Source organism: Bradyrhizobium centrosematis, from assembly GCF_045571495.1.
Classification (GTDB): Bacteria; Pseudomonadota; Alphaproteobacteria; order Rhizobiales; family Xanthobacteraceae; genus Bradyrhizobium; species Bradyrhizobium centrosematis.
On the sequence record NZ_CP120703.1, the window covers coordinates 7,423,542 to 7,447,100 of the forward strand.

General features: G+C 65.9%; 16 protein-coding genes. 11 read left to right on the forward strand and 5 right to left on the reverse strand.

Translation table 11 applies throughout. The features are described 5' to 3' along the window. Positions 1-91: 91 nt before the first annotated feature. Genes P6U31_RS35030 through P6U31_RS35045 form a run of 4 tightly spaced genes read left to right on the forward strand, consistent with a single transcriptional unit; the run spans position 92 to position 4,690 of the window. Positions 92-745, forward strand: a complete 654-nt coding sequence (locus P6U31_RS35030; RefSeq protein WP_407186149.1) for an ABC transporter ATP-binding protein — start codon at positions 92-94, stop codon at positions 743-745. Then, positions 742-3,204, forward strand: a complete 2,463-nt coding sequence (locus P6U31_RS35035; RefSeq protein ID WP_407186150.1) for an FtsX-like permease family protein — start codon at positions 742-744, stop codon at positions 3,202-3,204. The genes P6U31_RS35030 and P6U31_RS35035 overlap by 4 nt, the downstream gene beginning before the upstream one ends. Next, positions 3,194-4,276, forward strand: coding sequence for a lipocalin-like domain-containing protein (locus P6U31_RS35040; protein ID WP_407186151.1), 1,083 nt, complete (start codon positions 3,194-3,196; stop codon positions 4,274-4,276). The genes P6U31_RS35035 and P6U31_RS35040 overlap by 11 nt, the downstream gene beginning before the upstream one ends. Before the next feature lie 27 nt (positions 4,277-4,303). Next, the gene (locus P6U31_RS35045) at positions 4,304-4,690 is read left to right on the forward strand and encodes an MAPEG family protein (RefSeq protein ID WP_407186152.1); all 387 of its coding nucleotides are present in this window, start codon (positions 4,304-4,306) and stop codon (positions 4,688-4,690) included. Between the two features lie 186 nt (positions 4,691-4,876). Here the strand turns inward: P6U31_RS35045 and P6U31_RS35050 are convergent, their stop codons facing one another. The 3 genes from P6U31_RS35050 to P6U31_RS35060 all read right to left on the reverse strand — a co-directional run bounded on the left by P6U31_RS35050 (position 4,877) and on the right by P6U31_RS35060 (position 10,641). Beyond that, on the reverse strand, positions 4,877-6,070 hold the full coding sequence (locus P6U31_RS35050; protein WP_407186153.1) for an ABC transporter substrate-binding protein: 1,194 nt from the start codon (positions 6,068-6,070) through the stop codon (positions 4,877-4,879). Positions 6,071-6,274: 204 nt separating this feature from the next. Further along, entirely contained in the window at positions 6,275-9,439 is a 3,165-nt protein-coding gene (locus tag P6U31_RS35055) for an efflux RND transporter permease subunit (protein ID WP_407186154.1), read from the reverse strand. Then, positions 9,436-10,641, reverse strand: coding sequence for an efflux RND transporter periplasmic adaptor subunit (locus tag P6U31_RS35060; protein WP_407186155.1), 1,206 nt, complete (start codon positions 10,639-10,641; stop codon positions 9,436-9,438). The genes P6U31_RS35055 and P6U31_RS35060 overlap by 4 nt, the downstream gene beginning before the upstream one ends. A gap of 637 nt (positions 10,642-11,278) precedes the next feature. Here P6U31_RS35060 and P6U31_RS35065 point away from each other — a divergent pair. The 7 genes from P6U31_RS35065 to P6U31_RS35095 all read left to right on the forward strand — a co-directional run bounded on the left by P6U31_RS35065 (position 11,279) and on the right by P6U31_RS35095 (position 19,895). Then, a complete protein-coding gene (locus P6U31_RS35065; RefSeq protein WP_407186156.1) occupies positions 11,279-12,433 on the forward strand; it encodes an iron-containing alcohol dehydrogenase in 1,155 nt (384 codons plus the stop codon). Between the two features lie 17 nt (positions 12,434-12,450). Further along, positions 12,451-14,001: an AMP-binding protein gene (locus P6U31_RS35070; protein ID WP_407186157.1), complete on the forward strand. Its 1,551-nt coding sequence runs from the start codon at positions 12,451-12,453 to the stop codon at positions 13,999-14,001. Between the two features lie 232 nt (positions 14,002-14,233). Further along, on the forward strand, positions 14,234-15,832 hold the full coding sequence (locus tag P6U31_RS35075) for an ABC transporter substrate-binding protein (RefSeq protein ID WP_407186158.1): 1,599 nt from the start codon (positions 14,234-14,236) through the stop codon (positions 15,830-15,832). A gap of 40 nt (positions 15,833-15,872) precedes the next feature. Beyond that, positions 15,873-16,820 carry an ABC transporter permease gene (locus P6U31_RS35080; RefSeq protein WP_407186159.1) on the forward strand — a complete coding sequence of 316 codons (948 nt, stop codon included), beginning with the start codon at positions 15,873-15,875 and terminating at the stop codon, positions 16,818-16,820. Between the two features lie 191 nt (positions 16,821-17,011). Beyond that, the gene (locus P6U31_RS35085) at positions 17,012-17,905 is read left to right on the forward strand and encodes an ABC transporter permease (protein ID WP_407186160.1); all 894 of its coding nucleotides are present in this window, start codon (positions 17,012-17,014) and stop codon (positions 17,903-17,905) included. Beyond that, positions 17,905-18,912: an ABC transporter ATP-binding protein gene (locus tag P6U31_RS35090; RefSeq protein WP_407186161.1), complete on the forward strand. Its 1,008-nt coding sequence runs from the start codon at positions 17,905-17,907 to the stop codon at positions 18,910-18,912. The genes P6U31_RS35085 and P6U31_RS35090 overlap by 1 nt, the downstream gene beginning before the upstream one ends. Next, on the forward strand, positions 18,909-19,895 hold the full coding sequence (locus P6U31_RS35095) for an ABC transporter ATP-binding protein (RefSeq protein ID WP_407186162.1): 987 nt from the start codon (positions 18,909-18,911) through the stop codon (positions 19,893-19,895). The genes P6U31_RS35090 and P6U31_RS35095 overlap by 4 nt, the downstream gene beginning before the upstream one ends. 65 nt (positions 19,896-19,960) lie before the next feature. Here P6U31_RS35095 and P6U31_RS35100 read toward each other — a convergent pair whose 3' ends face one another. Continuing rightward, the gene (locus tag P6U31_RS35100; RefSeq protein WP_407186163.1) at positions 19,961-21,937 is read right to left on the reverse strand and encodes an acetyl/propionyl/methylcrotonyl-CoA carboxylase subunit alpha; all 1,977 of its coding nucleotides are present in this window, start codon (positions 21,935-21,937) and stop codon (positions 19,961-19,963) included. Continuing rightward, positions 21,934-23,550: an acyl-CoA carboxylase subunit beta gene (locus P6U31_RS35105; RefSeq protein WP_407186164.1), complete on the reverse strand. Its 1,617-nt coding sequence runs from the start codon at positions 23,548-23,550 to the stop codon at positions 21,934-21,936. Before P6U31_RS35105 ends, P6U31_RS35100 begins: the two co-directional genes overlap by 4 nt. Positions 23,551-23,559: the final 9 nt, after the last annotated feature.

The following is a 23,559-nucleotide window of genomic DNA, read 5'->3' on the forward strand; positions in this document are numbered from 1 at the left end:
TAACAACGGCTTCGACAGCAACGCAACCCGGCATTTCCGCAGCAGGTGTGCTACGCAACAATTCCGCTAATTCCGTCCGGCGCCATTCATCGTGCTGAGCATCCGAAATCTCTCCAAGACCTTCTCCTCGGCCGGCGAACCGGTCCATGTGCTGCGCGGCGTCGATCTCGACCTCAGGGCCGGCGAACGCGCCGCGCTGACCGGCGAATCCGGCAGCGGCAAGAGCACATTGCTGCACCTGATCGCAGGCCTCGACGCCGCCGATGGCGGCACGATCCGGCTGGAGGACGTCGAGGTGACCAAGCTGTCCGACGCAGGGCGCGCGGCCTTGCGGCGCGACCGGATCGGCCTGGTTTTTCAGCAGTTCAATTTGATCCCGAGCCTGTCGGTCGCGGACAATCTGGCCTTTCAGGCGCGGATCGCCGACCGTCACGATGCCGCGTGGACCAAGGAGCTGGTCGAGCGGCTCGGGCTCGGGCCGCTTCTGAAGCGCTATCCCGAGCAATTGTCCGGCGGCCAGCAGCAACGAGTCGCGATCGGCCGGGCTCTCGCCACAAGACCCTCGCTGCTGCTGGCGGACGAGCCGACGGGCAATCTGGACGAGGCCACCGCCGAGGACGTGCTGGCGCTGACGCGCGACCTCGTCGCGCGCACCGGCTGCGGCTTCCTGATGGTGACGCACAGCCTGCATCTGGCAGCTCAGCTCGATCGCCACCTCACCCTGCATGCGGGGCGGATCGCATGAGGCGCGCGCTCTGGGTCCTCGCGGTGCTGCTCAGCCATTGGCGGCGCCACAAGATGCAGTTCGCGACGCTGCTGGTCGGGCTGATCGCGGCGACCGCGCTGTGGAGCGGCGTGCAGGCCATCAACCAGCAGGCCCGCAGCGCCTATGACCGCGCCGCGGCGACGTTCGGCGGCACCCGCACTGCGATGCTGGTTGCGCCGAACGCAGCGACTTTTTCGCAAGACCTGTTCGTCAAGCTCCGCCGCGCCGGCTGGCCGGTGTCGCCGGCGCTGGAGGGCCGGGTCCAGATCAATGGACGCTCGGTGCGGCTGCTCGGGATCGAGCCGGTGACGCTGCCGGTCGAAATCGGCAACGCACCGCGCCTCGGCGCCTCGGATCTGAGCAGCTTTGTGGCGCCGCCCGGCCAGACCCTGTTGGCGCCGGAGACGCTGCGCGACCTGCAGCAAGCGGAAGGCGCGGCGCCTGCGATCAGCAGCGGCGTCAAGCTGCCGCCGCTGCGCGTGCTGCCGCAACTCGTACCCGACGTAGCGGTAGTCGATATCGGCGTGGCGCAGCGCCTGCTGAACAAGCCGGATCAGCTGTCGCGGCTGCTGATCGGCAAGCCGAAGAGCAGGCCCGCGCCGCTGGGAAGCGTGGTCGGCAACCAGTTGCAGCTGGTCGAACCGAATGCGGAGACCGAGCTGGAGCGCCTCACCGACAGCTTTCATCTAAACCTCACGGCGTTCGGCCTGTTGTCGTTCTTCGTCGGCCTCTTCATCGTCAATTCGGCCGTCGGCCTCGCCTTCGAGCAGAGGCTGCCGATGCTGCGGACCTTGCGCGCCTGCGGCGCCTCGGCCCGGCTCGTCAACAGCGTGCTGGTGATCGAGCTGGTGGCGCTGGCCCTCGCCGCCGGGCTGATCGGGCTCGCGTGCGGCTATTTCATCGCCGCAGCGCTGTTGCCCGATGTCGCGGCATCGCTGCGCGGGCTCTACGGTGCACAGATTCCGGGGCAGCTTGCCTTGCGGCCCGAATGGTGGCTCGCCGGCATCGGCATCAGCATCGCCGGCGCGCTCGTTGCGGCGGCGACCAGCCTGATCAAGGCGATCAGGATGCCGGTGCTGGCGACGGCGCAGCCGCGCGCCTGGCAGCAGCGGCAGCGCCGCTGGCTCGTCCTGCAAAGCTGTGCGGCCTGCGCCGTGTTCGCGGTCGCGCTGCTGCTGCTTCGCTATGGCGAATCCCTGATCGCGGGATTTGGCGTGCTGGCGGCCTTGATGCTCGGCGCGGCCCTGGTCCTGCCGGCCTTCGTCGAACTGCTCCTGCTCGCCGGCCAACGCACCGCGCGAAAACCGCTTGCGCTGTGGTTCTGGGCGGACAGCCGGCAGCAGCTCTCCGGCCTGTCGCTGGCACTGATGGCATTGCTGCTCGCGCTCGCCGTCAATGTCGGGGTCTCCACCATGGTGGAAACGTTCAGCCGCACCTTCATCGGCTGGCTCAACGGCCGGCTCGCGGCCGATGTCTACATCAGCGCCTCCGACAATGCGCAAGGCACGGCGATCCGCAATTGGCTGAAGCAGCGCAGCGACGTGCAGGCGATCCTGCCGGGCGGCCGCGCCGAAACACAGATACAGGGCCAGCCGGTCGAGTTGCTCGGCCTGCCCGACCACGCGCTCTATCGCGAGCGCTGGCCGCTGCTGGAAGCTGCGCCGCAGGCCTGGACCCGGCTCGTGCCTGGCAACGCCGCCTTCATCAGCGAGCAGCTGAGCCGCCGCCTGAACGTGCGCGTCGGCGACGTCGTCGAGGTGCCGGCACCGGGCGGGGCTTGGGAGCTCGACATCGCCGGCATCTATGCCGATTACGGCAATCCCAAGGGACAGCTGACCGTGAACGTCGCAGCGCTGCTGCGGCAGTTCCCGCAGACGCCGCAGACGCGGATCGGCCTGATCGTCGCGAAGGAGAACATCTCCGGCCTGATCGCCGCCCTGCAGACGCAGTTCGCGCTCGACGACCGCAGCGTCGCCGACCAGGCGACGGTGAAGGCGGAATCGATCCGCATCTTCAACCGCACCTTCGCGGTCACCTCCGCGCTGAATGCCTTCACGCTCGGCGTCGCTGGCATCGCGCTGTTCACGAGCCTGTTGACGCTGGCGAACTCCCGCCTGCCGCAGCTCGCACCGCTATGGGCGATCGGCATCACGCGACCGCGGCTTGCCGCGATCGAACTGATCAAGACGCTGTCGGTGGCGCTGTTCACGGCGCTGCTGGCGGTGCCGCTCGGCCTGGTGGTGGCGTGGTGCCTGATCGCGATCGTCAACGTGAAGGCGTTCGGCTGGCGACTGCCGTTCCACGTGTTTCCGGGGCAATTGATCGGGCTGGTCGCGGTGGCGTTGCTGGCCTCGCTGCTTGCGGCGCTGTTGCCGGTGGCGCGGCTGGCGCGGATGCAGCCGGCAAGCCTCGTCAAGGTGTTTGCCAATGAGCGCTGATCGCATCTCGCGCCGCGCCTTCACCGGCGGCATCGCTGCGCTGGCGCTCGCACGCCGCGCCGCCGCGCAGGGCTATGCCGGGCTCGGCGAAACAGCGGACGGCTTTGCGAAGGTGACGCCGGGAAAGACGTTCGCCTTTCCGGCCGATCACGGCCCGCATCCGGAGTTTCGGATCGAGTGGTGGTATCTCACGGCCAACCTCGTCGACGGCAGCGGGGCGGCCTGCGGTCTGCAATGGACGCTGTTCCGCCAGGCGGCGCAGCCGGGCCCGCAAGGCGAAGGCTGGGCCAATCAGCAGGTGTGGATGGCCCATGCCGCGGTGACGCGCGCCGACACCCACCGCTTCAACGAAGTCTTTTCACGCGGCGGCGTCGGCCAGGCCGGGGTCACGGCAAAGCCGTTCGCGGCCTGGATCGACGATTGGGAGATGAAGGGGTCCGAGCGCACCGACGATCGCACCCTGGCGCCGCTGACGCTGAAGGCATCCAGCACCGATTTCAGCTACGAACTGACGCTCGAGGCCGATCGTCCGGTCGTCCTGCAGGGTGATCGCGGCTACAGCCGCAAGTCGGAGCGCGGCCAGGCGTCCTATTATTACAGCCAGCCGTTCTATCGCGCCCGCGGCACGCTCACCATCGACGACAAGCCGGTCCCTGTCTCCGGCCAGGCCTGGATGGACCGCGAGTGGAGCAGCCAGCCGCTCGATGCCGATCAGACCGGCTGGGACTGGCTGTCGCTGCATTTGTCGTCGGGCGACAAGCTGATGCTGTACCGGCTGCGACAGAAGGACGGCCGGGACTATCCGTTCGGCAACTGGATCAGCGCCGCCGGCGAGACGCAGATGATTGCGGGTGGCGACATCCAGATGATTCCGAAAGCAACCGCCGAGGTTGCGGGGCGCCGGCTGCCGGTCGAATGGCAGATTTCGATTCCGTCGCGGTCGTTCTCGATCCTCTGCAAGCCGCTCAATCCCAGGGCCTGGATGGGGACCGGCTTCGCCTATTGGGAGGGTCCGATCAGCTTTGCCGGCACGCATGACGGCATTGGCTATCTCGAGCTGACCGGCTATTGAAGCGCGGTCTGCTTGAAGGGACCAGCGATGTATCACCTCACCGCCCTCGTCACGCTGCTGGCGATCGCATTCTATTTCTTCACCGCCATCAACGTCTCGCGCGCGCGCACCAAGACCGGCGTCAAGGCGCCCGCGATGTCGGGCCATCCGGATTTCGAACGCGCCTTCCGCATCCAGATGAACACGCTGGAATGGATGCCGATTGTCCTGCCGGCGCTGTGGCTGTTCGCGGTCTATATCAGCGACGCCATCGCGGCGGGGATCGGCGCGATCTGGATCATCGGCCGCATCGTCTACTTCATCGGCTATTCGCAGGCCGCCGCAAAGCGCGGCCCGGGCTTTGCGATCCAGGCGCTCGCCGCGATGGCGCTGTGGGCGGGGGCGCTGGGCGCGGTGGTGTTGCGGATGGTGTGAGGCAACGACCCACCACACATCCGCCGTCGTCCCGGACAAGCGTCAGCGCAGATCCGGGACCCATAGCCACAGTGTTGGGCTTGGCGAAGACTCGGAGTGACAGTCCGTCATAACCACACCGTGCTGTGGTTATGGGTCCCCGCCTCCGCGGGGACGACACCGAGTTTGTGGTACGCGCGCTGCCCCTCACTTCGTCAGCGGGCAGCCGCTTTCCTTGGCGGTGAAGAAGGCCTTGTCGCCGGGGACGATGGCGAGCAGCTTGTAATAATCCCAGGGCTTCTTCGACTCCGAGGGCTTCTTGACCTCGAACAGATACATGTCGTGGACCATGCGCCCGTTCTCGAGCACCTTGCCTCCTTGCGCGAAATCGTCGTTGACCGGCAGCTCCTTCAGCTTCTTGGCAACGGCATCCGGATCCTTGGTGCCGGCAGCCTTGACGGCTTTCAGATAGCTCAGCGTCGCCGAATAGGTGCCAGCGTGAATCATGCTCGGCATCCGGCCGGTGCGCTTGAGGAAGCGTTCGCCAAGATTGCGGGTCTTGTCGTTGAGATCCCAGTAATAGCCCTCGGTCAGCACCAGGCCTTGCGCGGCCTGCAAGCCGAGGCCGTTCACTTCGGCGAGCGTCATCAAGAGGCCGGCGAGCTTCTGGCCGCCGGAGACGATGCCGAACTCGGACGCCTGCTTGATCGAGTTGGTGGTGTCGAGGCCGGCATTGGCGAGGCCGACGATCTTCGCCTTCGAGCTCTGCGCCTGCAGCAGGAAGGAGGAGAAGTCCGAGGAGTTGAGCGGCACGCGCACCGAGCCGACCACCTTGCCGCCATTGGCGGTGACGATCTCGCTGGTGTCCTTCTCCAGCGCATAGCCGAAGGCGTAGTCCGCGGTGAGGAAGAACCAGGTGTCGCCGCCGGCCTTGGTCAGCGCGCCGCCGGTCCCGACGCCGAGCGCGCGGGTGTCGTAGGCCCAGTGGAAGCCGTAAGGCTGGCAGGCATCGCCGGTCAGGCGCGAGGTCGCGGCGCCGACGACGATGTCGATCTTCTTCTTTTCCTTGGAGAGCTCGTGGATCGCGAGCGCGACCGAGGAGGTCGTCAGCTCCGTGATCATGTCGACGTTCTCGACGTCGTACCAGCGCCGCGCGATCGAGGTCGCAAGGTCAGGCTTGTTCTGGTGGTCGGCGGTGACGAGCTCGATCTTCTGGCCGAGCACCTCGCCGCCAAAATCCTCGATCGCCATCTTGGCCGCCTCGACCGACCATTTGCCGCCGTAATCGGCGTAGACGCCGGACTGGTCGTTGAGGATGCCGATCTTGACGCCTTGCGCGGAGGCCGGCCCGGCCAGCAGCAGGGCCGAGGTTGCGACGGCGGCCAAAAGGACTGATTTCATCTGTTAGCTCCCAGCAGTTTTCTGTTTTGAAATCGCGCGGATACTAGTGAAGAACCCCGCGCCTGCCCATCCATTGCGTGTTGGTCGTTAGTATGAAGGGCGTGCAGCACGATCGGTGTCATCCCGGACAAGCGCAGCGAAGCGGAGCGCTGATCCGGGACGACAAACCGTGATTGAGGACGCACCATGGGCCAAAGCCCGACGTCAGGCCATCACCTCCGGCTTCTTGTCCCGCCGCCCTTCCGCCAGGTTCCGCACCACCACATAGAAGATCGGCGTGAACAACAGGCCGAACAGGGTGACGCCGATCATGCCGAAGAACACGGCGACGCCGACCGCCTGCCGCATCTCGGAGCCGGAACCGGTCGAGATCACCAGCGGCAGCACGCCGAGGATGAAGGCGAAGGAGGTCATCAGGATCGGCCGCAGGCGCAGGCGGCAGGCCTCGATCACGGCCTCCAGCCGCGGCTTGCCTTCGTGCTCGATGTCGCGCGCGAACTCGACGATCAGGATTGCGTTCTTGGCCGCAAGTCCCACCAGCACGACGAAGCCGATCTGTGTGAGGATGTTGACGTCCTGTCCCATGATGCGGACGCCGATGGTGGCGGCGAGCAGGCACATCGGCACGATCAGGATCACCGCGAATGGCAGCGTCCAGCTGCCATATTGCGCGGCGAGCACGAGATAGACGAACAGCACGCAGACCGGGAAGACGAGCAGGCCGGCATTGCCGCCAGTGATCTGCTGGTAGGAGAGGTCAGTCCATTCGAAGGTGAAGCCGCTCGGCAGCGTGTCGTCGGCAAGCTTCTTGATGGCGTTGAGCGCGGTGGTCGAGCTGGTGCCCGGCGCGGGCTCGCCCTGGAGCTCCGATGCCGCATAAAGATTGTAGCGCGCGACGCGGTCCGGACCCGAGACGTCCCTGAACTCGACCACGCTGCCGAGCATCACCATGTCGCCGGAAGCGTTGCGCGTGCGCAGGCGTGCGAGATCGCTCGGCTCTTTCCGGAACGGGAAGTCGGCCTGCGCGGTGACGTGATAGGTGCGCCCGAATAGGTTGAAGTCGTTGACATAGGTCGATCCGAAATAGGTCTGGATCGTGTCGTTGATGTTGGAGATGGGTACGCCGAGCTTCTGCGCCTTGGTGCGGTCGATGTCGACGAAGAGCTGCGGCGTGTTGGCCGAGAACGGCGAGAATACCGAGGGGCCGAGCAGCGACGGCGATTTGCGCGCCGCGGCGACAAGCTCTTCGGTGGCCGCGGCGAGCATCTCGGGCCCGCGGCCCTGGCGATCCTGGATGCGGATGGTGAAGCCGCCGCCGGTGCCGATGCCGGGCACGGCCGGCGGCGGAATCACGATGATGAAGGCGCCCTGGATCGCGGACAGGCGCTTGCGCAGCTCCGCGGTGATCGCGTTGGCAGACAGCCCCTTCTTCAGCCGTGCCTCGGGCTCGTCGAAGACCGGAAACAACGCCGCGGCATTGCCCGCCTGCGTTCGCGTGGCGCCGGAGAAGCCGGCAAAGGCGGCGACGCGGACGATCCCCGGCGTGTCCAGCGCGATCCGCTCGATCTCGCGCACGATCTCGGTGGTGCGCGCCAGCGAGGCCGCACCAGGCAATTGCACGGACACGATGACGTAGCCACGGTCCTGCGCCGGGATGAAGCCCTGCGGCGTGGTCACGATCAGCCAGCCGGCGCTGCCGATCAGCGCGACGTAGATCAGGATCATCACCACCGAATGCCGGATCACGAAATTGGCAAGGCCGGCATAACCGTGCGCCAGCCGGTCGAACACGCGGTTGAAGACCCCGGTGAAGGCACCCCACGCCCGCGCAATGAGATTCCAGGCGGCAGGCGGCCGTTTCGCTTCATGCGGGGTGAGAATCAGGGAGGCCAGCGCCGGCGACAATGTCAGCGAGCAGAAGCAGGAGATCGCGGTCGCCACCGCAATGGTGACGGCGAATTGCTGGAAGAACTGTCCGGAGATGCCGCCGAGGAAGGCGGTCGGCACGAACACTGCGCACAGCACCAGCGCGATCGAGACCAGCGCGCCGCCAACCTCCTCCATGGTCTTGAGCGCAGCATCGCGCCGACTGAGGCCATGTTCGAGATGCCGCTCCACATTCTCCACCACGACGATGGCGTCGTCGACCACGATGCCGACGGCAAGAACGAGGCCGAACAAGGTGAGATTGTTGATGGAGAAGCCGAGTGCCGCCATCACCGCGAAGGTGCCGACCAGCGAGACCGGAATCGCGATGATCGGAATGATCGCGGGCCGCCAGCCCTGCAGGAACACCAGCACGACGACGACCACGAGCAGCATGGCCTCGTAGATGGTCTTGATCAGCTCGTGGACCGATTGGGCGATGAACTCGGTCGGGTTGTAGCCGATATTGTAGTCGAGACCTCTCGGGAAGCTCTGCTTGAGCTTCGTCATGGTGTCGGAGATGTTCTTGGCCGTCGCCAGCGCGTTCGAGCCTGGCCGCTGCGTCACCAGCATCGCGACCGCGGATTTGCGCAGCAGGAAGCTGTTGGTGGAATAAGCGAGCGCGCCGAGCTCGATGCGGGCGACGTCGCGCAAGCGGACCGTGCGGCCATCGGAGCCGGCCTTGATCAGGATGTCCTCGAACTGCTTCTGGTCTTTCAGTCGGCCGGTGAAAACCAGGTTGGGCTGGAAGGCGCGGTCCGCGATCGGCGGTTCGGCGATCTGGCCGCCGGCGATCTGCACGTTCTGGGCACGGATCGCGGCGAGCACCTCGGCCGAGGTCAGGCCGAGATTGGCGATGCGGTCAGGGTCGAGCCACAAGCGCATCGAGTAGTCGCGCGCACCAAAAATCTGGATGTCGCCGACACCGTCGATGCGCAACAGCTGGTCGCGGACCTGGAGCAGCGCATAATTGGAGATGTAGAGCTGGTCGAACGTATCGTCCGGCGACAGCATGAACACGACCATCAGGATGTCGGGCGAGTTCTTGCGCGTGGTGACGCCGTTGCGCTGCACCTCCTCGGGCAGGCGCGGCTGGGCGATCGCGACGCGGTTCTGCACCAGCACCTGGGCCTTGTCGAGGTCGGTGCCGAGCTTGAAGGTGACGGTGATGGTGAGCTGGCCGTTCGAGGTGGCCTGGCTGTAGAGGTACAGCATGTCCTCGACGCCGTTGATCTCCTGCTCGATGGGAGCGGCGACCGTATCGGACACGGTCTGCGCGGAGGCGCCGGGATATTGCGTGGTGACCACCACGGTCGGCGGCACCACTTGCGGATATTCGGAGACCGGCAGCGTGGTGTAGGCGAGCGCACCGACGATCAGGAGCACGATCGACAGCACCATCGCGAGGATGGGCTGATTGATGGAGAGGCGGCCGAGATTCATGGCTTGCCACCCGCCGGGGCTTGAGCGGCCTGCGGGGCGACCTTGGCGCCGACGCGGGCGCGCTGGATGCCATTGACGATGACGCGATCGTCGGCCTTCAGTCCCTCGCGGATCACCCGCAGACCCTCGTCGAGCGGCCCGAGCACCACGGGGCGCGCCTCGACGGTGTCATCAGGCTTCACCACGAACACGATCTTGCGGGACTGGTCGGTCGCGATCGCAACGTCGGGAATCAGGAGCGCCTCGTAGGGCGCGCTGCCGATCAGGCGGACGCGGCCGAACTGGCCGGGCAGGATCGACAGATCGGTGTTCTTGATCACGGCGCGGCTGCGCAGCGTACCGGTGGAGACATCGAGGCGGTTGTCGAGGAAGTTGATGGTGCCTTCATGCGACGGCTTGGTCTCGCCGGCGAGCGTCACCTGCACCGGGTTCGCGGTATCGCGCGAGCTCGGGCGCTTACCTTCGAACCACAGCTTGCTGTATTTGATGAAGGTCGCTTCATCCATGTCGAAATAGATGTAGATCGGATCCAGCGCGACGATCGACGTGAGCAGCGTCGAGGTGCCGGTATCGCTGCCCTGCACGAGATTGCCGGGGCTGACGAGATGGCGGCTGACGCGGCCCGTCAGCGGCGCCGTCACATGCGTGAACTCGATATTGAGCCTGGCGGCCTTCAGCGCGCCCTCGGCCTGCATCTCGGCGGCGTGCGCGGCCTGCAAGGCCTGGCGGCGCTGGTCGACGACCTGCTCGGAGACGGCGCTGGTCTGCACCAGGTTCAAGCCGCGATCGAGCTCGCGCTTGGCAAGTTCCACCTTGGCTCGTGCATCCGAGAGCTGACCTTCCGCTTGCGTTGCCACCGCCTCGAACGGACGCGGGTCGATCACGTAAAGCAGGTCGCCCTGATGCACGATGGCGCCGTCCTGGAATTCGACCGAATTGACGAAGCCGCCGACGCGCGGGCGCACCTGCACCTCCTCGACCGCCTCGAAGCGGCCGGTGAACTCGTCCCAATCGGTGACGGTGCGCTTAACCGGCTGAGCCACGGTCACCGGCGCGGGCGGCGGGGCCGCCGCCTGCGAAGCCGGCTTGTCGCAACCGGTGAGCGCGAATGTCGCGCTGAGCAGCGCGGCGATTGCGCCTCGTCGAACCGGAACGAAATCGTGCTTTTTGACATACTGCTCGCTTCCGTCCGGTCCGCTCATCCCAGGTCCTCGCATAAAAGCCGCAGAAAAAGCAGGGTACGCCTCTACCTGCGGGCGCCACAAGATGGGTAGCCAAGATGAACTCTTCAAGACCGCGATGCGCGCAATGCTCGGACCAACGTCCTGGCCGGATGGCGGGTTGACACGCAGATGGCCGGCTTCACACGCGGCGATCAGCGGGCGGATAGCGAATGGAATTATTGGCCGGGCTCATGAATGGAGACGGCAAGATGTCTGCGGCGCGATCGGTGTCACCCTCCCCTGGAGGGCTGGGCTATCGCATATGGTGTGCACGATGCGGCGGCAGTGGCAGTCGGCTCCCTCTCCCGCTTGCGGGGGAGGGCTGGGGTGGGGGCTGTCTCCGCATTGGGATTGCTAGAAATTGCGGAAGATGCCCCCGATTGGCGAGAGCCCTCACCCGCCGCGCTCTGCGAGCGCGTCGGCCTCTCCCGCAAGCGGGAGAGGCGGAGCAAGCCCGCAGACAGTCCTCGTGAAGTCCATATGCGATAGCCCTGCCCTGGAGGGCTCCTCCAGGACAGGGTAACAAAACGGCCAGCGTCTTCGCACATGACGGGCGCGGCGGGCTCGGCTAGGTTACCCTCACAAGAACAAGACGAATTGTCCGGGGAGGACAGGCGTGTACCAGGGACGTGTCGTTTTCGGCGCGATCGAGGAGGTCGTGTTCGGCCATCCTGCGGCCGGTGCTATCGCCGCGCAGATGGACCGGCTGGGAACGCGCCGCGCTTTCCTGATGGTCTCCGGCACGCTCAACCGGCAGACCGACGAAATCGATAAGATCAAGCAGGCGCTCGGCCCCCGCTGCGCCGGCGTGTTCGATGCGATGCCGGCGCACACACCGCGCGAGGCAGTGATCGCGGCCACCCATGCGGCGCGCGAGGCGAATGCCGACCTGATCGTCACCGTGGGCGGCGGTTCGATCACCGACGGTGCCAAGGCGGTGCAGCTTTGCCTCGCCAATGGGATCGCCGACATCGACGGCATCGATCGCATCCGTGTCCACAAGGGCGTCGCGCCCGAGATCACCCCGCCGACGGTGCGCCAGGTCAGCGTCCCCACCACCATCGCAGGCGGCGAGTTCAGCGCGATCGCCGGCGTCACCGACCGAGCTGCGCATGTGAAGCAGATGCTGCGGCATCCGCTGGCCGTGCCGCGCGCGACCATCCTCGATCCTGCCATCACGGTGCACACGCCGGAATGGCTGTTCCTGTCGACCGGCATCCGCGCCGTCGACCATTGCGTCGAGGCGATCTGCTCGCGCGAGACGCATCCTTATGCCGATGCGCAGTCGGTTAAGGGCCTCGCCATGCTCGCCGACGCGCTGCCGCGGGTGAAGGCCGACCCTGCCGATCTCGACGCGCGGATGGACGCGCAGATCGGCACCTGGCTGTCGATGGGCGCGCTCGCCGCCGGCGTGCCGATGGGCGCGAGCCACGGCATCGGCTACGTGCTTGGCGCGGCTTTCGACGTGCCGCACGGCTACACCTCCTGCGTCATGTTGCCGGCGGTGATGCGCTGGAATGCGCGCGACAATGCCGAGCGGCAGACGATCGTTGCGGCCGCGATGGGCTATCCCGGGCATGATGCCGCCGACGTTCTGGACGCCTTCATCCGCTCGCTCGGCATGCCGCGCAGCCTTGGCGAGGTCCGCGTCTTGCCGGAGCATTTCGAGACGATCGCCGAACAGGCGATGCGCACCAACTGGATCCCGCGCAATCCGCGCAAGATCGCGGGTCCCGCCGAGGTGCGCGAAATCCTGCTTCTCGCCGCATGATCCAAGCCGGAGGATAGATGTACACTGGTCATCACGCCCGCCTGCGCCCGCTGCAGCCCGCCTTCATCATGGCGTCGACCGGCGAGGCCGTCACCTATCGCGAGCTCGAAGCGCGCAGCAACCGCCTGGCGCATCTGTTCCGCAAGCACGGCTTGAAGCGGCTCGACCACTATTCCATCTTCATGGAGAACAATTCGCGCTATCTGGAGGCCTGCGGCGCGGGCGAGCGCTCCGGACTGTACTACACCTGCATCAACTCCTTCCTGACGCCGGGCGAGCTCGCCTATCTGCTCGTCAACAGCCAGTCGAAGATCCTGATCACGTCAGTGGCGAAGCTCGACATCGCGCGCGAGGCGATCCAGGCCTGTCCCGAGATCAAGCTCTGCATCGTCGCCGACGGCCCGGGCGAGAGCGAGCGCATCGTCGGGCTTGCGGACGTGACCGCTGGTCTGCCGGCGACACCGATCGCGGACGAGTGGCTCGGCACCGCCATGCTCTATTCGTCCGGCACGACGGGACGGCCGAAAGGCATCCTGCGGCCGCTGCCGGAGGAGAAGCCGAAGCACAATCTGCCGCTGTTCGATTTTCTGACCAAGCTCTGGCACTACCGCGAGGGTATGGTCTACCTGTCGCCGGCCCCGCTCTATCATTCGGCGCCGCAGGCCGCCGTCAACCTCACGATCCGCATGGGCGGCACCGTGATCATCATGGAGAGCTTCGATCCCGAACGTTACCTGCAGCTGGTGCAGCAGTGGGGCATCACCCATACCCAGCTGGTGCCGACGATGTTCTCGCGCATGCTGAAATTGCCGGAGGAGGTCCGCAAGCGCTACGACCTGTCCTCGCTGGAGATCGCGATCCACGCCGCCGCGCCCTGCCCGCCGCAGGTGAAGGACGACATGATCAGATGGTGGGGACCCATCATCCATGAATATTACGGCGCGACCGAAGGCCTCGGCTTCACCGCCTGCAACAGCGAGGAATGGCTCAGCCATCGCGGCACCGTCGGCAAGGTGTTGCTCGGCGACCTCCACATTCTCGACGAGAACATGCGGGAGTGCCCGACCGGCACGCCCGGCCAGGTCTGGTTCAAGACGGCAACGCCGTTCGAATATTTCAACGATCCGGAGAAGACCAAGGAAGCGCGCTCGGCCGACGGCAGCATGAGCACGGTCGGCGATGTCGGCTATGTCGATGCCGATCGCTTCCTCTATCTGACCGACCGCGCGACCTTCATGATCATCTCGGGCGGGGTGAACATCTACCCGCAGGAATGCGAAAATCTCCTGATCACCCATCCGAAGGTCGCCGACGCCGCCGTGTTCGGGGTGCCCAATGCCGATCTCGGCGAGGAGGTGAAGGCGGTGGTGCAGCCGATGCCGGGCGTCCTGCCGGGGCCGGCTCTCGCCGAAGAGCTGATCGCGTTCTGCGCGAAATCGCTGTCGCGGCAGAAGGTGCCGCGCTCGGTCGATTTCGAGAAGGAATTGCCGCGGCTGCCGACCGGGAAGCTGTACAAGCGCCTGCTGCGGGACCGGTATTGGGGGAACAAGGCGTCGCGCATCGTGTGAGGGGCGTAGCCGCGGCGAAGTGTGTTGATACGATTGCGCGCAACATCTGCACAACCAGCAGAGGAACGTCTCTTCGCACCTGCACTCTCTCATTGTGAGACAGGACCGCTCCGCGACCTTCCGTCATCCGAATTGTCGAGGTGGCGTGCGGACTTACCGGTTGCCTCCCTCAACTCGCGTGCTATCGTTGCGGCAAACAGGCCGCAAAGGCCGATGTCCAGGGAGGATGAGCATGCGGAGCGTGTGGGCGCTCGCCGCAATGGCGGCGCTATCTGTGCTGACGGCCTCAACCACCACGCTCGCCGGCGAGCCCAAGCAGGGCGGAACCTTGCGGATCTATCACCGCGACAGTCCCGCAAACGCCTCAATCCTCGAAGGCGCGACCTATTCGGTCAACGTGCCGTTCATGGGAGTCTTCAATAATCTCGTCATCTATGACCAGCACATCGCGCAGAACAGTCCTGACACCCTCAGGCCCGAGCTGGCCGAAAGCTGGTCCTGGAGCGGCGACAACAAGAAGCTCACGTTCAAGCTGCGGCAGGGCGTCAAATGGCACGACGGCAAGCCGTTCACGTCGGCCGACGTCAAGTGCTCGTTCGATCTCCTGATGGGCAAGTCGCAGCAGAAGCTGCGGCAGAATCCGCGCAAGGCCTGGTACAGCGAGGTCAACGAGGTCACGACGAACGGCGATTTTGAGGTCACCTTCGACCTGAAGCGGCCGCAGCCCTCGCTGCTGGCGATGCTCGCCTCCGGCTATACGCCGGTCTATCCCTGTCACGTCTCGCCGGCGGACATGCGCACCCATCCGATCGGGACCGGACCGTTCAAGTTCGTCGAGTTCAAGGCCAACGAATCGATCAAGCTGACGCGAAATCCGGACTACTGGAAGAAGGGCCTGCCCTATCTCGACGGTATCGAGTACACCATCATCACGAACCGCTCGACCGCGATTCTCGCCTTCGTCGCCGGCAAGTTCGACATGACCTTCCCGACGCACATCACGATCCCGCTGCTGAAGGACATCAAGTCGCAGGCGCCGAACGCGACCTGCGTCGTCGAGCCGACCAACGTTTCCACCAACATCATCGTCAATTCGACCTCGGCGCCGTTCGACAACATCGATATCCGCCGCGCCATGTCGCTCGCGCTCGACCGCAAGGCCTTCGTCGACATCCTGTTCGAAGGTCAGGCCGATATCGGCGGCACCATGCTGCCGCCGCCTCAGGGCATCTGGGGCATGCCCAAGGACAAGCTGGAGACCATTCCGGGCTACGGTCCAAACGTGAATGCGAACCGCGAGGAAGCCAGGAAGCTGATGCAGAAGGCGGGCTACGGCCCCGACAAGCATCTGGCGGTGAAGGTCTCGACGCGCAACATCGCGGAATATCGCGACCCCGCGGTGATCCTGATCGACCAGCTCAAGAGCATCTATATCGACGGCGAGCTCGACGTCGTCGAGACCGCGAACTGGTTCCCGAAAGTCGCGCGCAAGGACTACATGCTCGGCCTCAATCTGACCGGCAACTCCGTCGACGATCCCGACCAGTCCTTCTACGAGAACTATTCCTGCGGCTCGGAACGGAACTACACCAATTACTGCAACAAGGAGATCGAGAAGCTGTTCGACGTGCAGTCGCAGGAGACGGACATCGCCAAGCGCAAGCCGCTGGTGTGGGACATCGACAAGAAGCTGCAGGAGGACGTCGCCCGTCCCATCATCTTCCATGCACGGGCCGGCACGTGCTGGCAGACCTATGTCAAGGGCGTCACGATCATGTCGAACAGCTCCTACAACGGCTTTCGCTACGAGGATGTGTGGCTCGACAAGTGACTGGTGTGGCTGAAGACTAGCGGCTCGCGGAGGGCGAAGGATGTTTGCCTATCTGGTGCGACGCCTGTTCCTGATGCTCGTGACCCTGCTCGGGATCTCGGTGGTCATCTTCGTCCTGCTGCGCATCGTGCCGGGCAACATCGTCGACATCCTGTTCGCGGCCGCCGGCTATGTCGATCCCGCCGACAAGGCCAATCTGGAAAAGGAGCTCGGCATCGACCAGCCGCTGATCGTGCAATATTGGCACTGGATCAGCGGCTTCGTGCGCGGCGACTTCGGCTACTCCTACGTCTCTGAAAAGCCGGCGCTGCAGGAAATCCTGCCGCGGATTCCGATCACGGCAAAGCTTGCCGGCCTCGCCCTGCTGTTCTCGGCCTCGATCGGCATTCCGCTGGGCGTCATCAGCGCGGTCAAGCAGGGCACGCGGCTTGATTACGCCCTGCGCGTGGTGAGCCTGAGCGGCTTGTCGCTGCCCTCGTTCTGGTTGGGCCTGCTCATCCTCACCGCGGCGGTCGCGATGTTCGGCCAGATACCGATCTTCAATCCGAACCCGAAGACCTGGCTCGAGGCGTTCGCGACCTATGCCGTGCCGGCCGCCGCCGTCGGCTTCCGCAGCGCCGCGCTGACCATGCGCATCACGCGATCCTCGATGCTGGAAGTGCTGCGACAGGACTACATCCGCACCGCGCGCGCCAAGGGCGCCTCCGATGCTGCCGTGAACTATCATCACGCGCTGAAGAACGCGATCCTGCCGGTGATCACCGTGATCGGCATCGAGGCGGCGTTCCTGATCGGCGGGCTGATCGTCACCGAGACGGTGTTCAACATTCCCGGCGTCGCCCGCTTCCTGGTCGAGGCGATCCGCTGGCGCGATTATCCGATCGTGCAGAACCTCGTGATGTTCATCGCGGTGGTCGTCGTGGTCGCGAATTTCACCGTCGACATGCTCTACGCGGTGTTCGACCCGCGGATCAGGTACACGGATTAAAATAATGTGGTTGGAACAATCTGACGCAACGGCGGTGCTCTACCTCTCCCATAGGGAGAGGTCGGACCGCATCAGAAGATGCGGTCCGGGTGAGGGGTTACACTCCGCCCTGAGATCTGATCCCCCTCACCCGGCGCTACGCGCCGACCTCTCCCCGAGGGGGAGAGGTGTTTCTCCCCGCGGAGAGGCTCATGGCCGCGATCGACTTTGACGTTGAACTGAGGCGGGCCGGGGCGCATGCGACCGGCGGGTGGCGGCGCGTGCTGTTTCTGGCGCAGCGGCATGTGCTCGGCGCGGCCGGGCTCATCATCATGGCGGTGTTCGTGCTCACCGCGATCTTCGCCGACTTCATCGCGCGCTATGATCCCCTCACGGTCGATTCTGCGCGCGCACTCGCGCGCCCGAGCTGGGCCCATTGGATGGGAACGGACTCGTTCGGCCGCGACGTGTTCAGCCGCATCATCCACGGCGCGCGGATCTCGCTCGCGGTCGGCATCGGCTCGACCGCGCTCGGCGGCACGATCGGCGTCATCGTCGGGCTGACGTCAGGCTATCTGTCCGGTTGGGTCGATCTCGTATTCCAGCGCGTCTCCGACGTGCTGCAGGCACTGCCGCTATTGGTCCTGGCCCTGATCATGACCGCAGCACTCGGCCCTTCTTTGCCGAACGTCATCATCGCCATCGCCATTCCGCTGATCCCGACCGTGTCGCGCGTCACCCGCGCCAACACGCTGGCGCTGCGCGAGCAGCCCTTCGTCGAGGCCGCCAAGTCAATCGGCATGAGCGAGGTGCGCATCGCGCTGCGTCATGTGCTGCCGAACACGCTGGCGCCACTGATCGTGCTCGCCACCGCCCAGCTCGGCTCGACCATCCTGACCGAAGCTTCACTCTCCTTCCTCGGCCTCGGCATTCCCGAGCCTTATCCGTCATGGGGCCGCATGCTCTCCGAATCCGCCGCCGAATATGTCCGCACGGCGCCGTGGCTCGTGATCTTTCCGGGCATCGCCATCAGCCTCGCCGTGTTCGGCGCCAATCTGTTCGGTGACGCCCTGCGCGACATTCTCGATCCGAGGCAACGCGGCTGATGGCGGACAAATCCGATCTCGTGCTCGAGGTGAAGAACCTGAAGACGGTGTTCTTCACCAATTCCGGGCTGTTCAAGGCCGTCGACGACGTCTCCTTCACCGTGAGGCGCGGCGAGACCCTGGCGATCGTCGGCGAATCCGGCTGCGGCAAGAGCGTCACGGCGCTGTCGCTGATGCGCCTCGTGCCCGACCCGCCTGGCCGCATCGTCGGCGGCTCCGTCTCGCTCGAAGGCACCGATCTGCTGGCGCTGGACGAGACGCAGATGCGCGCCGTCAGGGGCAATCGCATCTCCATGATCTTTCAGGAGCCGATGACATCGCTCAATCCGGTGATGCGGATCGGAGACCAGATCGTCGAGGCCGTGCGGCTGCACCGGAACATCTCGTCGAAACAGGCGCAAGAGATCGCCGTCGAGATGCTGCGGCTGGTGCGCATCCCCGAGCCGGCGCGGCGGGCGCGCGAATATCCGCACCAGCTCTCCGGCGGCATGCGCCAGCGCGCGATGATCGCCATGGCACTGGCCTGCCGGCCGGCGCTGCTGATCGCGGACGAGCCGACCACCGCGCTCGACGTCACCATCCAGGCGCAGATCCTGGCGCTGATCCTCGACCTTCAGAAGGAGCTGGGCACCGGCCTCGTGCTGATCACGCATGATCTCGGCGTCGTCGCGCAGACCGCGCAGCGCGTGATCGTGATGTATGCGGGGCGAAAGGTCGAGGAGGCCAGCGTCGAAGCACTGTTCGCCGCGCCCAAGCATCCCTATACGCGCGGGCTGATGGCCTCGATCCCGGCCGTCCCGGCATCCGGCGTCGCCGCACCGGCGCGGCTGAACGAAATCCCGGGCACGGTGCCCTCGTTGGTGCGGCTGCCGAAGGGTTGCGCCTTCGCGCCGCGCTGCAAGCTCGCCATCAAACGTTGCGAGGCCGAATATCCGCCGCTGGCGGATTGGGGCGGCGGCCATCTCGCCGCCTGCTGGCGCGCCGAAGAAGTCGCGGAGGTGGCATGACCGAGGCGCTGCTCGAGGTCACCGACCTCAAGAAACATTACCCGGTGCGCGCCGGCGTGCTGCGACGACAGGTCGGCACCGTGCATTCCGTCGACGGCGTCTCGTTCTCGCTTCATGCCGGCGAGACGCTTGGCCTCGTCGGCGAATCCGGCTGCGGCAAGTCGACGGTGGCGCGCAGCGTGCTGCGCCTGGTCGAGCCGACCTCGGGCCAGATCCGGCTCGATGGGGAGGATATCACCCACCTCTCCAAGGCGGCGCTGCGCCCGCACCGCCGCTCGATGCAGATTGTGTTCCAGGATCCTTTCGCCTCGCTTAATCCGCGCATGACCGCCGGCGACATCGTCGGCGAGCCGCTCGCCGTGCACGGGCTCGCGACCGGCAAGGCGCTGGAAGCGCGGGTTGCAAGGCTGTTCGAGCAGGTGGGCTTGCGACCCGACCAGATGCGCAACTTCCCGCATCAATTCTCCGGCGGCCAGCGCCAGCGCATCTGCATCGCGCGGGCGCTGGCGCTGGAGCCGCGCCTGATCGTCTGCGACGAGCCGGTCTCCGCGCTCGACGTCTCGATCCAGGCGCAGGTGATCAATCTCCTGATCGACCTGCAGCGGCAGCACGGCTTCTCCTATCTCTTTATCGCGCACGACCTCGCCGTGGTCGCGCATATCAGCCACCGTGTCGCCGTGATGTATCTCGGCCGCATCGTGGAGATCGCCGACAAGGACGAACTATTCCGCAACCCGCGGCATCCCTACACGCAGGCCCTGCTCGCCTCGGTGCCGATCGCCAATCCGCTGGCGAAGAAGCTCATGCCGCTGGTCGACGGCGACGTGCCGAGCCCGGTCAATCCGCCCCCGGGATGCGCGTTTCACACCCGTTGCCGGTTTGCGATGGCGCGGTGCAGGGCGGAACGGCCGATGCTGATGGATGCGGGCGACGGCCATCAGGTGGCGTGCCTGCTCAATGACGGGACGGGGCGACCGGCATAGCGGCAATGATCTCAGGGGGCGTTTGGACGATCCCTTTTCTCATCGCAATGACGGAGGTCGCCACCCTACCCGGCCCCGATCTCCGCCACGATCCGTCCCGTGGTCACCTGATCGCCCTCGGCGACATCGATCGCTGCGACCACGCCGTCGATGCCGGCCTTGTGGACGTGCTCCATCTTCATCGCTTCCAGCGTCAGCACCGGCTGGCCGGCGGTGACGCGGTCCCCAAGCTTGACCAGCACGGCAACGACGCGGCCGTTCATGGCGGCGCGGACTTTGCCGTCACCGCCGTTGTTTGCGGCCGCCTTCGGCGCGGCGAGGGTGAGATCGGTGACCGCGAGCGGAATGCCGCAATGCTGGAGGTAGAGCCGATCGCCGTCGCGCAGGAATTTGGCGCTGTCCATCACCGCGTCATGGCGAAAGCGGACGACGGCAGCGTCGAACTGCTCGATCTCGAATCGATCCTGCCGACCGGCGGTGGCGACGGTGTAGCTGCCGTCGCGTTCGCGCGTGACTTCGAGCTCCAGCGTCTGGCCGGCGATCTCGATTTTCGCTGGAAGCGGGAACGTCGCCGATAGACTCCGGCCGCCCTGCCAGGACGGCGCACGCGGATTTGTGACGTAGAGCAGCAGGCCCGCCAGCGCCGTATCGAATGCCGCGCCTGCCCGCGGCGCCAGCAATTCGTCGCGGTGCGCGCCGATGAAAGCCGTCGTCGCTTCGCCCTTCGCAAAGCCGGGATGACGCAGGCACGACAACAGGAACGCCTGATTGTTCGTCACGCCGAACGCCGTGAGCTGCTCCAGGCCGACGATCAGCCGGCCCCTCGCCTCCTCGCGCGTGGCGCCGTGGCTGATCACCTTGGCAATCATGGAATCGTAGAACGGCGGGATCTCCGAGCCCGATTGCAACGCGTGCTCGACGCGAATGCCTTCAGGCACGTGCCAGCGCGTCATGCGGCCCGATTGCGGCATGAAGTCGTTCGCGGCATCTTCCGAGCAGAGCCGCACCTCGATGGCGTGGCCGGAGAACTTGATGTCCTGCTGCTTCACCGGCAAGGGTTCGCCGCGCGCGACGCGCAACTGCAGCTCGACGAGATCGAGCCCGGTGATCGCCTCGGTGACGGGATGCTCGACCTGCAGGCGCGTGTTCATCTCCATGAAGTAGAACGCGCCGCTTTGATCGAGCAGGAATTCCAGCGTACCGGCGCCTTCATAGCGTAGCGCCTTGACCGCGGCGACCGCGACCTCGCCCATTCGGGCGCGCAGCTCCGGCGTGACCGCGGGCGACGGTGCCTCCTCGATCAGCTTCTGGTGCCGCCGCTGCACCGAGCAATCGCGCTCGCCGAGATGGATGGCGTTGCCGTGGCGGTCGCCGAACACCTGGATCTCGATGTGCCGGGGGTTCTGGATCGCGCGCTCGAGGATGACGGTGGCATTGCCGAACGCCGCCTTCGCCTCCGACCGAGCGCTGCGCAGCGCATCAGCAAAGGACGCAGCATCCGTGACCAGCCGCATGCCGCGCCCCCCGCCACCGGCGACCGCCTTGATCATCACGGGGAAGCCGATCTTCCTGGCCTCCGCGAGCATGACCTCGTCGCCCTGATCGGCGCCCTGGTAGCCGGGCACGATCGGCACACCGGCCTTCTTCATGATCTCTTTGGCGCCGGCCTTGTTGCCCATCGCCTCGATCGCCTGCGGCGACGGGCCGATGAAGACGAGGCCCGCGTCTTTGCAGGCTCGCGCAAACTCCTCGTTCTCGGCGAGAAAGCCATAGCCGGGGTGAACGGCATCGGCGCCGCTGGCCTTGGCCGCGGCGATGATGGCGGGAATGTTGAGATAGGACTGCGCCGGCAAGGCTTCCCCGATGCGCACGGCCTGATCGGCTTGCCGCACATGGAGCGCATCGCGATCCGCATCCGAATACACCGCGACGACGCGAAGGCCGAGCTGCCGTGCGCTGCGCATCACGCGCAGCGCGATCTCGCCGCGGTTGGCAACCAGAACTTTAAAGAACGGCCGCTGCTGCACTGATCCGTTCCTCATGGGCGAGCCACCGAAAACTGCATGCGCTGGGGCGTGCGCGCGTCACCCTCGCGACAGATCGCGAGCACCTCGGACAGCACCGCGCGGGTGTCGCGCGGATCGATCACGCCGTCGTCGAGCACGCGGGCGCTGGTGGAGAACACATCCATCTGCCCGTCGAACACGCCGATGATTTGTGCCTTCATGGCGTCCAGCTTGTCCTTCTCGATCGGCTTGCCGCGGCGCGCCGCGGCGGCCTCGGTCACGATCGCCATGGTCTCGGCCGCCTGTTCGCCGCCCATCACGGCGGTCTTCGCGTTGGGCCAGGAGAAGCAGAAGCGCGGATGGAAGCCGCGGCCGCACATACCGTAATTGCCAGCGCCGAACGAGGCGCCACAGTAGATGGTGATCTGCGGCACCGTCGCCGAGGTCACGGCCTGGATCATCTTGGAGCCGTGCTTGATCATGCCGGCTTCCTCATAGGCCTTGCCGACCATGTAGCCGGTGGTGTTGTTGAGATAGAGGATCGGCGTCCGGGTCTGACAGCAGGCCTGGATGAAATGCGTCGCCTTGTTGGCCCCGGCGGGATCGAGCGGACCGTTGTTGGTGATGATGCCGATGGCCTGACCCTCGATGCGGGCATGGCCGCAGACGGTGGCCGGACCGTAATTCGGCGCCATCTCGGTGAAGTCGGAATCGTCGATGATGCGCGCGATCACCTGTTTCAGGTCCACAGGGCGCTTGTGGTCCATCGGCATGATGCCGAGCAGCTCGTCCTGATCGTAGCGCGGCGGCTTGAAGTGCGCAGCTACCCTGCCCGGCCGCTCCCATTGCAGCGCCGCCATGATCTCGCGCGCGATGCGAAGTGCATCGCGATCGTCCTCGGCGAGATAGTCGCCGAGGCCGGAGACCTGCGTGTGCATCTCGGCGCCGCCGAGCTCTTCCTCGGTCGCGATCTCGCCGGTCGCGGCCTTCAGCAGCGGGGGCCCCGCGAGGAAGGCGCGGGTGCGACCGCGGACCATCACGATGTAATCGGACAGGCCAGTCTGATAGGCGCCGCCCGCGGTGGAGGAGCCGTGTGTCACGGTGACGACCGGGAGACCCGCAGCGGAGAGCCGCGCCAGATTGCGAAAGATGTTGCCGCCGCGGACGAAATCCTCGACGCGATAACGCAGCAAATTGGCGCCGGCGCTTTCGACCAGCTGGACATAGGGCAGCTTGTTCTCCAGCGCGAGCTCCTGCACCCGCAGCGTCTTGTCGAGGCCGTAAGGTTGCAGCGCGCCGGCATCGATGCCGGAATCGCTCGCACTGACCATGCAACGGATGCCCGAGACGAAGCCGATGCCGGCGATGACACCGCCGCCCGGGACGCTCTTGCTCGCATCCGGCACGTCGAACATGTAGCCGGCGAGCGTCGACAGCTCGATGAAGGGCGCACCGGGATCGAGCACCAGCGCGACACGCTCGCGCGGCAGCAATTGGCCGCGCTTGTGAAAGCGGTCCTTCGCCGCGGCCGACGCCGCGCGCGTGCGCTCTTCCAGCGCACGCATGCGGTCGATCAGCGCGAGCATGCCGTCGCGATTGGCGTGGTAGGCGGCGCTGCCGGGGGAAATGGTGTTTTCGAGAATGGACATGACAGACCT

Excerpts from the sequence above, each read along its gene's own strand:
- P6U31_RS35075 (WP_407186158.1), top strand. The coding sequence starts at position 14,234 with ATGCGGAGCGTGTGGGCGCTCGCCGCAATGGCGGCGCTATCTGTGCTG.
- P6U31_RS35035 (WP_407186150.1), top strand. The coding sequence starts at position 742 with ATGAGGCGCGCGCTCTGGGTCCTCGCGGTGCTGCTCAGCCATTGGCGG.
- P6U31_RS35095 (WP_407186162.1), top strand. The coding sequence starts at position 18,909 with ATGACCGAGGCGCTGCTCGAGGTCACCGACCTCAAGAAACATTACCCG.
- P6U31_RS35045 (WP_407186152.1), top strand. The coding sequence starts at position 4,304 with ATGTATCACCTCACCGCCCTCGTCACGCTGCTGGCGATCGCATTCTAT.
- P6U31_RS35080 (WP_407186159.1), top strand. The coding sequence starts at position 15,873 with ATGTTTGCCTATCTGGTGCGACGCCTGTTCCTGATGCTCGTGACCCTG.
- P6U31_RS35050 (WP_407186153.1), bottom strand. The coding sequence starts at position 6,070 with ATGAAATCAGTCCTTTTGGCCGCCGTCGCAACCTCGGCCCTGCTGCTG.
- P6U31_RS35070 (WP_407186157.1), top strand. The coding sequence starts at position 12,451 with ATGTACACTGGTCATCACGCCCGCCTGCGCCCGCTGCAGCCCGCCTTC.
- P6U31_RS35090 (WP_407186161.1), top strand. The coding sequence starts at position 17,905 with ATGGCGGACAAATCCGATCTCGTGCTCGAGGTGAAGAACCTGAAGACG.
- P6U31_RS35100 (WP_407186163.1), bottom strand. The coding sequence starts at position 21,937 with ATGAGGAACGGATCAGTGCAGCAGCGGCCGTTCTTTAAAGTTCTGGTT.
- P6U31_RS35085 (WP_407186160.1), top strand. The coding sequence starts at position 17,012 with ATGGCCGCGATCGACTTTGACGTTGAACTGAGGCGGGCCGGGGCGCAT.
- P6U31_RS35060 (WP_407186155.1), bottom strand. The coding sequence starts at position 10,641 with ATGAGCGGACCGGACGGAAGCGAGCAGTATGTCAAAAAGCACGATTTC.
- P6U31_RS35055 (WP_407186154.1), bottom strand. The coding sequence starts at position 9,439 with ATGAATCTCGGCCGCCTCTCCATCAATCAGCCCATCCTCGCGATGGTG.
- P6U31_RS35105 (WP_407186164.1), bottom strand. The coding sequence starts at position 23,550 with ATGTCCATTCTCGAAAACACCATTTCCCCCGGCAGCGCCGCCTACCAC.
- P6U31_RS35040 (WP_407186151.1), top strand. The coding sequence starts at position 3,194 with ATGAGCGCTGATCGCATCTCGCGCCGCGCCTTCACCGGCGGCATCGCT.